General features: G+C 39.5%; 10 protein-coding genes. 7 read left to right on the forward strand and 3 right to left on the reverse strand.

Annotation, left to right across the window (positions count from 1 at the left end):
• Positions 1–6: 6 nt before the first annotated feature.
• The 4 genes from ALFOR1_RS00890 (at position 7) to ALFOR1_RS00905 (ending at position 5290) form a co-directional block, all read left to right on the forward strand.
• Positions 7–2706 (forward strand): methyl-accepting chemotaxis protein, encoded by a 2700-nt coding sequence (locus ALFOR1_RS00890; protein ID WP_104643594.1) that lies wholly within the window; start codon positions 7–9, stop codon positions 2704–2706.
• 115 nt (positions 2707–2821) lie between these two features.
• Complete coding sequence (locus ALFOR1_RS00895; protein ID WP_104641772.1) at positions 2822–3652, forward strand: CheR family methyltransferase; 831 nt, start codon at positions 2822–2824, stop codon at positions 3650–3652.
• Positions 3636–4253, forward strand: coding sequence for a chemoreceptor glutamine deamidase CheD (cheD, locus tag ALFOR1_RS00900; RefSeq protein ID WP_058547938.1), 618 nt, complete (start codon positions 3636–3638; stop codon positions 4251–4253). The genes ALFOR1_RS00895 and cheD overlap by 17 nt, the downstream gene beginning before the upstream one ends.
• Positions 4254–4261: 8 nt before the next feature.
• On the forward strand, positions 4262–5290 hold the full coding sequence (locus ALFOR1_RS00905) for a protein-glutamate methylesterase/protein-glutamine glutaminase (protein WP_104641773.1): 1029 nt from the start codon (positions 4262–4264) through the stop codon (positions 5288–5290).
• Here ALFOR1_RS00905 and ALFOR1_RS00910 read toward each other — a convergent pair.
• Entirely contained in the window at positions 5280–6317 is a 1038-nt protein-coding gene (locus ALFOR1_RS00910; RefSeq protein WP_104641774.1) for a polysaccharide deacetylase family protein, read from the reverse strand. The genes ALFOR1_RS00905 and ALFOR1_RS00910 overlap by 11 nt on opposite strands.
• Here ALFOR1_RS00910 and ALFOR1_RS00915 point away from each other — a divergent pair.
• Positions 6297–7631 carry an MATE family efflux transporter gene (locus ALFOR1_RS00915; RefSeq protein WP_173827027.1) on the forward strand — a complete coding sequence of 445 codons (1335 nt, stop codon included), beginning with the start codon at positions 6297–6299 and terminating at the stop codon, positions 7629–7631. The genes ALFOR1_RS00910 and ALFOR1_RS00915 overlap by 21 nt on opposite strands.
• A 2-nt stretch (positions 7632–7633) precedes the next feature.
• On the opposite strand, the gene ALFOR1_RS00920 is transcribed toward ALFOR1_RS00915, so the two are convergent.
• On the reverse strand, positions 7634–7903 hold the full coding sequence (locus ALFOR1_RS00920; RefSeq protein WP_104641775.1) for a hypothetical protein: 270 nt from the start codon (positions 7901–7903) through the stop codon (positions 7634–7636).
• 9 nt (positions 7904–7912) lie between these two features.
• Positions 7913–8488, reverse strand: coding sequence for a Fe-S biogenesis protein NfuA (gene nfuA, locus ALFOR1_RS00925; RefSeq protein ID WP_058547934.1), 576 nt, complete (start codon positions 8486–8488; stop codon positions 7913–7915).
• A 146-nt stretch (positions 8489–8634) separates the two neighbouring features.
• On the opposite strand from nfuA, the gene ALFOR1_RS00930 reads away from it, so the two are divergent.
• Together ALFOR1_RS00930 and ALFOR1_RS00935 are read left to right on the forward strand one after the other, a co-directional pair.
• Positions 8635–11193, forward strand: coding sequence for a M14 metallopeptidase family protein (locus ALFOR1_RS00930; RefSeq protein WP_104643596.1), 2559 nt, complete (start codon positions 8635–8637; stop codon positions 11191–11193).
• A 178-nt stretch (positions 11194–11371) separates the two neighbouring features.
• Entirely contained in the window at positions 11372–12739 is a 1368-nt protein-coding gene (locus ALFOR1_RS00935; protein ID WP_104641776.1) for an alkaline phosphatase PhoX, read from the forward strand.
• Positions 12740–12752 lie beyond the last annotated feature (13 nt).

Here is a 12752-nt window from a genome sequence, read left to right on the forward strand (position 1 = left end):
ATGGGCATGGGATGGTTTAGTAATCCAAAGCAGTCAAAATCCAGTAATGATTTAATTGTCGATGCGTTAAATAAATCATTAGCGGTGATTGAGTTTGAACCTAACGGACAAATAATTACTGCAAATTCTAATTTTTTAAGTGCAATGGGCTACAGGCTTGAAGAGGTCCAAGGCCAGCACCATTCTTTATTTGTAGACCCAGATGAGGCGCAAAGTAACGACTATAAAAACTTTTGGCAGCGTCTACGCAATGGTGAATTTATTTCTGATGAATTTAAACGCAACGCTAAAGATAATAAAGAGGTTTGGATTCAAGCAACCTATAACCCCATTGTTGATGAGAGCGGCCAAATACTTAAAGTTGTAAAGTTTGCCACAGATATCACTAAGCAAAAGTTAGTAACGGCAGAAGCTGCTGGGCAAATTAATGCTATTAGTAAGTCTCAGGCAGTTATAGAGTTTAATTTAGATGGCACTATTATTGATGCCAATGATAACTTTTTAAATACCTTAGGCTATCAACTTAATGAAATAAAAGGTAAACATCATCGTTTATTTGTAGAACCTGAATACGCTAATAGTAATGAATATAAAGCATTTTGGGATAAGTTAGCGCAAGGCGAGTTTGATTCTGGCGAGTATTTAAGAATAGGTAAACAAGGACAAGAAGTTTGGATTCAAGCATCGTACAACCCTATTTACGATATGAACGGCAAACCATTCAAAGTTATAAAATACGCATCAGATATTACTGAGCAAAAAGAGTTAGAAAAAGCTTCTCGAAAAGCGGCCGATTTAGCCAGTGCATTAAAAGTATGTCAAGCAAATGTAATGATTGCAGATAAAGATCTTAATATAGTATTTGTGAATGATCGCGTTCATTCAATGCTTAAAGCCAGAGAGAAAGACTTGCAAACGGTATTACCTAATTTTGCTGTAGATAGCTTAATTGGTACATGCGTTGATGATTTTCATAAACACCCATCACATCAGCGTGACTTATTAAAAAATTTAGAACAACCGCATAAAGCAGAGCTAAGATTAGCGGGGCTTATATTTACCCTTATTGCCTCTCCTTGGGTAAGCCATGAAGGAGAGCGCTTAGGAACTATTGTTGAGTGGGAAGATATAACGCAAAGTGTTGCAAAAGCAGAGCAAGAACGCAGCGAAGCCCAAGAAAATCTACGTGTACGCCAAGCGCTTGATACCGTTGCAACTAATACCATGATTGCTGATGCATCAAACGTTATTGTTTATATGAATCAAGCCGTTAAAAATATGATGAGTGCAGCAGAAAATGATTTACGCAAAGATCTGCCTAATTTCGACAGTACAAACTTACTTAAACAAAATATTGATATTTTTCATAAAAACCCTGCACATCAGCAAAGCCTACTTGATAAGTTAACAACTACTTACAAAGCAGAAATACTTGTTGGTGGACGTACATTTGGCTTGGTAGCTAACCCTATTTTGACCCCCGAAAACGAACGCATAGGCACAGTGGTTGAGTGGGAAGATAGAACTGATGAAGTGGCTATTGAAAAAGAGATTGCAGAGCTCATTGTAGCCGCTGGAAATGGGGAGCTGGATACGCGAGTAATTGAAGCTGATAAAAGCGGATTTTTCTTACGTTTAGCGAAAGGGTTAAATAGCCTAGTTAAAATTGTTGATGATGCAGTTGCTGATACCGCAAATATGCTTGATGCGATGGCAAGTGGTGATTTATCAAAACGCATAGAAAGTGAGTACAAAGGCTCATTTGATAAGCTAAAACGCGATGCAAATACAACCGCAGATAAACTAACGGAAGTAATCAATCGCATAAATTCTTCAGCAACACTTGTAGCAAGTGGTGCAGAGGAAATATCACAAGGGAATGCTGATTTAAGTCAACGTACTGAAGAGCAAGCTTCGTCACTTGAAGAAACAGCATCGAGTATGGAAGAAATGACCAGCACAGTTCGCCAAAATGCCGATAACGCAAAAGTAGCGAACGATTTAGCAGAAGAGACTTGTGAAAAGGCAATACAAGGCGGCGAGGTTGTAAACCGCGCTGTGACTAGCATGTCGGCAATAAACGAGTCGAGTAAAAAAATCGCAGACATTATTGGTGTGATTGACGAAATTGCATTTCAAACTAATTTGTTAGCACTTAACGCTGCCGTTGAGGCAGCAAGAGCGGGCGAGCAAGGCCGTGGTTTTGCCGTAGTGGCAGGTGAAGTTCGTAACTTAGCACAGCGCTCAGCAGGGGCCGCTAAAGAAATTAAAGAGTTAATAAGAGACAGTGTAGGGAAAGTCGCCGATGGGTCTCAGTTAGTTAATGAGTCAGGTGCAACACTTAAAGAAATTGTTGTTTCAGTACAGCGTGTTACGCAAATGATTTCTGATATTACCGAAGCATCAGAGGAGCAAAGCGCAGGTATTGAGCAAGTGAACAAAGCTATTTCTCAAATGGATGAAATGACTCAACAAAACGCTGCACTTGTAGAAGAGGCATCTGCAGCTGGTGAGTCTATGGCCGAGCAAGCAAACGAAATGCGCAGACTCCTTCACTTCTTTTCGTTAGGGCAGCAAGACATACCATTGGTGTCATCAACCATGAGTACGCCTGCTTTAACACAGCAACCGCAAAGTAGCTTTAGCCGAAGTAAACCACGAGGCGAAAACTTTGTAGATTCGGCTGAAGAGTGGGAGGAGTTTTAGTAAATAACCTGAGCTTTGATTAAGGGATTTATTATTCAAAGCGCTTGTTAAATATACTTAGCTTAGCGTAATTAATTGCGCTAAGCGCCGCTTGTTCTGTATTTGAGAGTAGCTAATGAAAGAGTTTTTATTTACTGAGCGCGACTTTAAAGAAATTGCCGCTTTAGTGTATAACGCATGCGGTATTGTGCTTGGTGAGCATAAGCGTGAAATGGTGTACTCACGTATTGCACGGCGCATACGAGAAAGAAAACTAACAGATTTTAGTACTTATTTAGCTTATTTAAATAGCCATAAAGATCAGGAGTTTGATGCATTTATTAATGCGTTAACAACTAACTTAACTTCATTTTTTCGTGAATCCCATCACTTTGATTATCTAAAAAAACAATTAGTCCCCGCTTTGTTAGTACAAAATAAAAACAGTCGACGAGTACGAATTTGGTCGGCTGGATGCTCAACAGGAGAAGAGCCATATAGCCTAGCAATGGCGTTACATGAGTTATTTCCTAGCAACTGGGACGTTAAGATTTTAGCGACAGACCTAGACTCTAATGTACTTAAAAAAGCACATACAGGTGTCTATAGCGCGGCTAATGTAAATGGGTTAGATGATGCGTTGTTAAAGCGTTGGTTTTTAAAAAGTAAAGATGGCGAAAGCTATAAGGTTAAACCAAAGCTACAGCAGTTAATTTCTTTTAAACGCTTAAATTTATTACAAAATTGGCCAATGAAAGGGCCCTTTGATTTAATTTTATGCCGTAACGTTGTTATTTACTTTGATAAAGACACTAAAGATTTATTATTTAAACGTTATGCAAAAATACTCGCTCCACATGGGCATTTATTTTTAGGTCACTCAGAAACCATGGGCAAAGAGCATACTGAGTTTAAAAATTTAGGCAAAACTATGTACCAAAAGGCCGCCGATGCACGCACAGTTTAAAGGGGTTCTTCCTGGGTTTGAGCATATAAAGCGTTATTGGGACTCTGGGCGAGAAAGTGTGGTCGCTAAAATTTTACCGGGTGAGTTTTATGTATCAAAAAATAATGAACTGATATCAACCGTTTTAGGCTCTTGCATTGCGGCATGTGTATACGATGAAAAATTAGGAATTGGTGGCGTTAATCACTTTATGTTGCCGGTAAAAAAAGGTGAGCATGTAGAAGGTGCACATAGTTTAAGCGGGCGATACGGCAATTGGGCTATGGAGTATTTAATTAACGAAGTGCTCAAAAATGGCGGATCACGCAAAAATTTAAAAATTAAACTCTTTGGTGGCGGGCGAATAATAAGTGCGATGACAGATATTGGGTTGGGTAATATAAGTTTTGCGAATGCCTACATAAAAGAAGAAGCGCTTAATTTAGTTGCTCATGATATGGGTGGACCTTGGCCTAGGAAAATTTTTTTTCATCCGCATACTGGTAAAGTGCACGTAAAAAAACTTAAAAATCTTCATAACAATACAATTGAAAAACGCGAAGTTAAATACTTACAAAATCTTCAACAGCAAGATAAAAAAACAGATATTGAACTGTTTTAGGGGTGCATATGATAAAAGTATTAATAATTGATGACTCTCCATTAATTAGGCAGTTACTTACCGAGATTTTAGGCCAAGCTAACGACATAAAAGTTGTAGGTTGTGCTGAGGATCCTTACGAAGCGCGGGAAATGATAAAAAAGCTTAACCCTGATGTGCTGACTCTTGATGTTGAAATGCCAAAAATGGATGGTATTAGTTTTTTAAAAAATTTAATGCGGCTCAGGCCAATGCCCGTAGTGATGATTTCTACTTTAACAAAAAAAGGTTCACCTATTACGTTAGAGGCATTAGAGCTCGGTGCAGTAGATTTTATAGCTAAACCCACCGTTAATGTTAAAGAACACATGAGCCATTACAGTGCTTTAGTACAACAAAAAGTAAGAGTCGCTGCAGGTGCAAGGGTAAGAGGTTTTAAAAAGCCTATATCTAATGAGCCTATTGCAGCTAACACGCAGTTTTTGTTGAACAAGGTCATTGCAATAGGAGCATCTACCGGTGGTACAGAGGCTATTAAAGAGGTGTTAATTAAAATGCCAAAAAACTGCCCACCCATTGTTATTACGCAGCATATCCCTCCAGGCTTTAGTGCTTCTTTTGCGCAAAGAATGGATCGTACATGTACCATAAATGTGAAAGAAGCAGAACAAGGGGATAAGCTAACAGCAGGCAACGCCTATATTGCTCCTGGTGGATTACACTTGAGTATTGTTAAGCGAGGGGTGGGTTTATATTGCCAGCTTGATGATAACGAGCCCGTAAATAGGCATAAACCTGCGGTAGATGTTTTATTTAACTCATTAATACAAACAGGTGCAAAAAATGTCGTCGCTGCAATACTTACAGGCATGGGGAGCGATGGTGCACAAGGCTTACTTGGTTTAAAGCAAAGCGGGGCATATACAATGGCGCAAGATGAGTATTCATCCGTTGTGTGGGGAATGCCTAAGGCAGCAATTGATATTGGGGCTGAAAACGAAGTCGTAGCGCTAGATAAAGTTACCCAGCGCCTTTTAAGCCAAGCTATTAAGGTTTAGCGTTTTCGATAACCCATGGTTGTGAAAACCAAAAGTAACTTCCTGGGTTTGAAATAGAAGGCGCAGTACAATTAAAGCGTGAACGGCCTTTATTAAGTACTTTTGGTGAGGTTATTTCTACTGTGCTTTCACTGATCCAGTTTAAATCTGCTTGGCCTACGCTTGATACGTAACAAGCAAATTGGCTTTTATGAAAATCACCCATATTAAACGTCACCGTAAGCATAGGTGGGTTTTGCTCTGTCACGCTGTCTTTGTAAGTTAGTTTAGTAATATTAAAAGCTCGTGAATTAAGCTTAGTAATAAGTGTTTCTAATTTACTATAAAAACCAGATGCCGGAAAACGCGGTAAACGGCTAAAGTTAGAATCTTTATTTACCGCCCCTGAGTGCTGGCCAATACCAATAAAGCCGAGCTCTGTTACCAGTGCTTGTAGCTCGTTATTAAACTCACCATACGGATAGGCTAAGTATTTATAATCTTGTCCGGTTTCTTCTTTTATGCGTTTTTGCGAATCTAGAATGTCTTTTTTAATACGAGAGCGCCACTGAGCATTTGTTTCGTTTTCAAGCTTGCGATGTAAGTAATCGTGTTGCCCACTGTGATTAGCAATCAAAGCGCCTTTTTTAGCGAGTTCTTTTAGTTTATCCCAACCCATAACGTAGCTCATGCCTTCATCTATTAATTTTGGGTTTACAAAAATAGTGTATGGGTAGCCAAACTTTTCTAAAATAGGCGCTGCTTGTTCGTAGTTATTGTTGTAGCCATCATCAAAAGTAATGGCAACGGTTTTATCGGGCAGGGTTTCACTTTGCTCTAGAGCACTAATCAACTCATTAAGCGCAATAACCTTAAAGTCATGCTCTTTTAAATAACTCAAATGCTTAGTAAATGTATTTGCACTAACGCTTGTTACAGCGGGTAGAGTTTCGCTAACATGATGATACTGTAAAATTACGGCTGCTTGAGCACGTACAGATACACTAATGAGGATAAATAATACTAAATGAAACAATTTCTTATACATAATAAGGCACACCATAAAAGCTTGCTGTTGTTAGCGGGTCCGATGATACTATCAAATATCACAGTGCCATTGTTAGGAATTGTTGATACCGCCGTAATAGGCCACTTAGGTAGTGCTCATTATTTAGCTGGTATTGCCTTAGGCTCCGCTGTTATTTCTATTTTATTCTGGCTCGCTGGTTTTTTAAGAATGAGTACCACGGGACTGGTTGCTCAAGCATATGGAAAAAACGATTTAACTCAGCTTGCTGCTTTACTTAAACGAAGCTTATTGCTTGCAAGTGCAGTTGCTGTGTTATTAATTGTGTTATCCCCCTTAATAAAACACGCTATAGCTTATCTTTCAGCTGCGCATAACGATGTACTTATTCAAGCCTATCAGTACTTTAGCATTCGAATTTTTAGTGCTCCAGCAGCATTATGTAATTTAGTGTTACTCGGTTGGATGCTTGGTGTGCACTATGGCAGAGGGCCATTTTATCTTTTATTAGTGACTAATATAACTAATATCGTGCTTGATATTTACTTTGTTGTGTACTTAGATTGGGCGGTTGCAGGGGCTGCGTGGGCATCACTTATTGCCGATTATACTGCTTTAGCATTTGCCTTAATTTTGGTTGTAAAACTAGCCAAAAAACAAGGGATCGAATTAAGCACGCCGCATTGGCTTAGTATTAGCAAAATGGCTGAGTTACTAAGTTTAAACCGCGATATATTTATTCGCTCTTTAATACTGCAAGTATGTTTTAGCTTTATGACATTTTACGCGGCGCGTATTGGCGAAACCACATTAGCGGCCAATGCTGTTTTACTCAACTTTTTAATGTTGGTGAGCTTTGCCCTAGATGGAATTGCGTATGCCGCAGAGGCAAAGGTAGGGCAGGCGAAGGGCCAACAAAGCGTTAAAAAAATAAGGATGTGGGTTAAAATTAGTGTATTTTGGGGAATGCTTTTTGGCATTTTATACAGTGCCTTTTTTGCATTATTTGGCAGCACTATAATCAAGCTTTTAACTAATGTACCAGAAGTAATACAAGAGGCTACTCACTATTTACCTTGGGTAATTGTATTGCCTATTTTAGCGATGAGCTGCTTTTTGTTTGACGGCGTATTTGTAGGCTTAACACGAGCTAAAAATATGCGTAACAGTATGATACTTTCTGCTGGAGTAGGTTTTTTTGGTGTGTTTTGGGTATTTATTGATTGGCAAAACAATGGACTATGGCTTGCAATGAGCTGCTTTATGTTAATGCGTGGAGTTACATTAATTATTAAGTATCAGCGCTTAAAAGCAAATAATCAACTGTTGGATTAAGCTTACTTCCACAGGTCAGGGTCGTGATTTTTAGGCCCCATATCTTTTAAAACCTGAGAAAAGCGATTGGCAAAAATACCGCTATAGCCCCAAGCAGCAAAGAAAAGTGCAGGGGTTAAAATAACAATGCCGATAATTTGTAAACTGAAGTGGGTATAGTACCCAATAGATATGAAAATCACGGCTAGCACAAACAGTACTAAGCCGCGAAAAAAGCGCTTTAAGCTCAGCTTAGGATTGCTTCCTAAGCGATAAATAAGCTGCTTTAGCATCAATAGTGCTTAATAGTAAGAGTGATCGCCTGCTTGGTGCTCTGTAATATCGGCAACACCAGTGATTTCTTCAAACTTAGCTATCATCTCTTTTTCGATGCCTTCTTTTAGCGTTACATCGATCATAGAGCACCCATTACAACCACCTCCAAACTGAAGTACAGCAATACCTGCGGCTGTAATTTCAACAAGGCTTACTTGACCACCATGGTTAGCAAGTTGTGGGTTTACTTCTGTTTCAAGCATGTGTTGTACACGTTCGTTTAATGTAGCGTCTTCGCCAATTTTACGTGCTTTAGCATTAGGTGCTTTTAGCGTTAATTGAGTGCCCATTTTGTCGGTAACAAAATCAATTTCAGCTTCTTCTAAAAAAGGTGCACTTTCTGTATCTACAACGGCATCAAAACCATTAAAGTTTAAGCGAATGTCACTGTCTTCAACAGCGTCTTCTGGACAATAAGAAACACCACACTCCGCTTGTGATGTACCAGGGTTTACAACAAACACACGAATATTGGTTTGCTGTGATTGATCTGCTAAAAGTTTAGCAAAATGCGCTTGTGCTGTTTCGGAAATAGAAATCATAAAACCGTCTATACTTGACTAAATTACTCGGATACTGCATATCATACTCCGCTCATCGTGTTGCGGCTAGTGTTGAGCGTAAAAAGTTGGCATCTATTTTAAGCAATGCTAGCGTGCAAATAACAAACATTTTTAGAGTGATTTATATGCGGTGGATAATAACAATAATGGTGGCAATGCTTAGCTTTTCAAGTATGGCAAAACCACTTTCGTACTATTTTGAACAAGATGTAAAATTTGACCCAGCAATTCCTACGCCTGAACAAGTGCTTGGTTATGAAGTTGGGCAGTGGCATGTAAGGCACGACCAACTCGTGCGTTATATGGAAATACTTGCTGATAAAAGCGATAGAATAAATTTTGAAGTTATTGGCCGTACACATGAGCAGCGCCCGCTAGTTATGCTAACCATTACTGCCGCTGATAAGCTCACAAAAATAGAGCAAATTCGTCAAGATCATTTAGCACGCCTAGATAATAAAACAAGCAACAAAACAAATTCACAAGTGCCACCTAGCGTTGTATGGATGGGCTACAGTGTGCATGGTAACGAGTCATCTGGTAGTAATTCAGCTTTGCTGGTGGCTTATTATTTAGCAGCCGCACAAGGTGCTGAAATAGAAGAGTTACTAAACAGTACCGTTATTTTACTCGACCCTTCGCTTAACCCCGACGGCTTAGCTCGTTTTGCTAATTGGGCAAACAGCAACCGAGGTATGAACTTATCGAGCGATCCTAAAACCCGTGAACATGTTGAAGGTTGGCCTAGTAGCCGCACTAATCATTACTGGTTTGATTTAAACCGCGATTGGCTATTACTACAGCACCCAGAATCACGTGCGCGTATTGCAAAGTTTCATACTTGGAAGCCTAATATTTTAACCGATTTTCATGAAATGGGGCCTAACAGTAGCTACTTTTTTCAGCCGGGTATTCCTAGTCGTAAGCACCCAATAACACCGGATGAAAATGTTAGTTTAACTAAAGCCATCGCAAACTATCATGCAAAAACACTTGATGAAAATAACGCACTTTATTTTACAGAAGAAAGCTTTGACGATTTTTATTACGGAAAAGGTTCAACCTACCCCGATGTAAACGGCGGTGTAGGTATTTTATTTGAACAAGCCAGCTCGCGCGGGCATGTACAAGAAACCATAAACGGTACGCTTACTTTTCCTTTTACTATTAAAAATCAGCTTTTAACGAGTCTATCGACCTTTAAAGCAGCTGTAGATAACCGCGTGGCATTACTTGAGTACCAAGCTCAGTTTTATAATCAAGCAATTGATTTAGCAAAAGAAGAGAGCTTTGAAGGCTACGTAGTTGAAGGTGAAAAAGACAACACCCGCATTAAGCACTTTTTAGGGCTGTTAAAGCAGCACCAAATAGATGCGTTTGCACTAACAAAACCACTTAAAGCCAAAGGTAAAAATTTTACCACTAATAGCTATTTTATACCTTTAGCTCAACCACAATATCGTTTAATAAAAGCTATTTTTAGCGAGCAAAAAAACTTTGCCGACAATACATTTTACGATGTGTCTGGGTGGACGCTTGCTCATGCATTTAATTTACCGTTTGCTGAAGTAAAAAGTAGCTGGGGCTTAAAAATTGCCAATACAGCATGGAAAAAAGCAGTTAAACCTTCTTTTGCTGCACTAAAACAAGGCTATGCGTTTGGTTTTTCGTGGGATGACTACCTAGCGCCAAAAATGCTAAATAGTCTTTTAAAGCAAGGCATAAAAGCGCGTGTTGCATTAAGCCCATTAAAAGCTAAAACACCTTCAGGCGAAGTGAAATTTGATTCGGGCAGTATTATTGTACCAGCAGGGCTGCAAACAAATAAAGACTGGGTTAGCCTGTTAAACAATGCACAAAATGAGTTTGGCATCGCTATTAAACCTATTACTTCAGGCCTTACAAGCGAAGGCGCAGATTTAGGCTCTCGTACAATGGCAGTAGTGAACGAGCCAAAAGTGTTGTTAATAGGCGGAAAAGGCATAAGCCAATACGAAGCGGGAGAAGTATGGTATTACCTAGACCGTTTTGTAGGTGTGGCGCCAACTATAGTAGAAATGCAGCGTTTAAGTACTGTTGAGCTCAGTAATTACAGCCATATAGTATTGGCTCATGGTAACTACAGCAGTCTCTCAGATGCCGAAAAAGTAGCTATAAAAACATGGGTAAGAAAAGGCGGTGTTATTTGGGGCCACAAAGGTGGCGCAAAATTTTTAGCTGATCAGCAATTATTAAAAGCCAGCTACTTATCGCGTCAAGATGTAGCAAGTGCGTTTAATACGCAAGGGTTAAACTACGCAGATAAAGATCACCTCGCTGGGCGTCAACGTATTGCGGGAGCTATTTTTAATACAAATGCTGATTTAACACACCCACTTACTTTTTCGCTCAAGCGCGAAACACTGCCTGTATTTAAAAATAGCACTTGGTTGCTCGAAGCTTCACAGGCGCCATTTGTAAATATACTCACCTATACCAAAAAGCCTTTACTAGCTGGTTTTACCGATGCTGTAAATGTAGAGCAAGTTGCAGGTGGTGCAGGGCTAATAGCACATTCATACGGGCGCGGTACTGTTATTGGCATGACCGATGACCCTGTGTTTAGAGGGTACTGGTATGGTACAAGCCGCTTACTTAGTAACGCTTTGTTTTTTGGTCATACCTTTAGAGTTAATGGCGGCTAATACTATTTATATTTAAAACAGGCTGTTAAGGCCTGTTTTAAGCCACAGAGTTTTATACATTTGTGGTTAGTTTTAAATATGACATTTCTATGAATTTACAATACAGATGCATTTTAGTCCGTCATTTTAATTTACTATTTACCCTCTTTTAAAAAGCATTATCGCTATAGGTTTAATTATGGTTTCCAGAAGACAGTTTCTTTTAAGTGCAGGTACGCTTGCATTTATCGGCCTTTCTAAAAGCGCATTTGGTAAAGTTACTTTAGCTAACTTAGTAGATAGCGTATATGCATACGGTGGTTTAATTCCTGATACAAAAAAACTACTCGATTTACCTGCTGGTTTTAGCTACAAGGTTATTTCTCAATTGGGCGATACTATGGATGATGGCTTAAATGTACCAGATAAGGCCGATGGCATGGGCTGTATAGCACTTGACGATGACACTGTAGCGTTAGTTCGTAACCACGAACTTTCCCCTAAAAATATTAAGCACGCAGCCACTAGTATTCAATCGCATAAAACACCGTTAGCGTATGATGAATTTGAAGATGGCGTGGCGTTACCTGGCGGCACAAGCCATATAATTTACAATATTAAAGAGCACAAAAAAGAGCAAGAATACTTATCCTTATGTGGAACAATACGCAATTGCTCTGGTGGTATTACTCCATGGGGGAGTTGGCTTACTTGTGAAGAAACAGTCGCTAGTCAGGCCGATGGATTAGGCAAATCTCACGGTTATATATTTGAAGTACCTGCTACGGCAAAAGGTTTGGTAAAACCAGAACCACTTGTTGCAATGGGCCGATTTAATCATGAAGCCGCTGCAATCGAACCACGTACAGGCATTGTTTATCTTACTGAGGATAGGGGGGATAGTTTATTTTATCGTTTTATTCCTAATGAATATGGCAAACTTAATAAAGGTGGCCAGTTGCAGGCTATGGTTATTAAAAAACACGCTCAATTTGATACCCGAAATTGGAGTGAAACTGCAATGCTTAAACACACACAAATGGAAGTTGAGTGGATTGATTTAGATGATCCACAGAGCCCAAAAGATGATTTAAGAATAAGAGGTCATAAACAAGGGGCGGCACTGTTTGCCCGTGGAGAAGGTATACACTGGGGCAATAACGAGCTTTATTTTTGTTGCACTAACGGCGGTAAAAAGCAGCTTGGCCAAGTAATGAAATATCAGCCATCGGAATTTGAAGGCGCTAATAATGAAAGTTCTTCACCAGGTAAAATAGAATTATTTGTAGAAAGCGAAGACGAGTCATTATTTAACTTTGGTGATAACCTAACTGTTGCACCTAATGGACACCTTATTGTTTGTGAAGACCAATATACAGATATAGTAGATAACCATTTACGCGGTGTTACACCCACCGGAGAGGTGTATACGTTTGCGCGTTTAGCTGAGCAAACAGAACTTGCCGGCGCTTGTTTTTCACCCGACGGAACTACTTTATTTGTAAATGTATACTCACCAACTAAAACGCTCGCCATTACTGGGCCTTGGGCTAGCTTTAAAGCATAGCTATACAACCTGT

Source organism: Pseudoalteromonas carrageenovora IAM 12662 (assembly GCF_900239935.1).
Lineage (GTDB): Bacteria > Pseudomonadota > Gammaproteobacteria > Enterobacterales > Alteromonadaceae > Pseudoalteromonas > Pseudoalteromonas carrageenovora.

Excerpts from the sequence above, each read along its gene's own strand:
- ALFOR1_RS00920 (WP_104641775.1), bottom strand. The coding sequence starts at position 7,903 with ATGCTAAAGCAGCTTATTTATCGCTTAGGAAGCAATCCTAAGCTGAGC.
- ALFOR1_RS00935 (WP_104641776.1), top strand. The coding sequence starts at position 11,372 with ATGGTTTCCAGAAGACAGTTTCTTTTAAGTGCAGGTACGCTTGCATTT.
- ALFOR1_RS00895 (WP_104641772.1), top strand. The coding sequence starts at position 2,822 with ATGAAAGAGTTTTTATTTACTGAGCGCGACTTTAAAGAAATTGCCGCT.
- cheD (WP_058547938.1), top strand. The coding sequence starts at position 3,636 with ATGCACGCACAGTTTAAAGGGGTTCTTCCTGGGTTTGAGCATATAAAG.
- ALFOR1_RS00915 (WP_173827027.1), top strand. The coding sequence starts at position 6,297 with ATGAAACAATTTCTTATACATAATAAGGCACACCATAAAAGCTTGCTG.
- ALFOR1_RS00930 (WP_104643596.1), top strand. The coding sequence starts at position 8,635 with ATGCGGTGGATAATAACAATAATGGTGGCAATGCTTAGCTTTTCAAGT.
- ALFOR1_RS00890 (WP_104643594.1), top strand. The coding sequence starts at position 7 with ATGGGATGGTTTAGTAATCCAAAGCAGTCAAAATCCAGTAATGATTTA.
- ALFOR1_RS00905 (WP_104641773.1), top strand. The coding sequence starts at position 4,262 with ATGATAAAAGTATTAATAATTGATGACTCTCCATTAATTAGGCAGTTA.
- nfuA (WP_058547934.1), bottom strand. The coding sequence starts at position 8,488 with ATGATTTCTATTTCCGAAACAGCACAAGCGCATTTTGCTAAACTTTTA.
- ALFOR1_RS00910 (WP_104641774.1), bottom strand. The coding sequence starts at position 6,317 with ATGTATAAGAAATTGTTTCATTTAGTATTATTTATCCTCATTAGTGTA.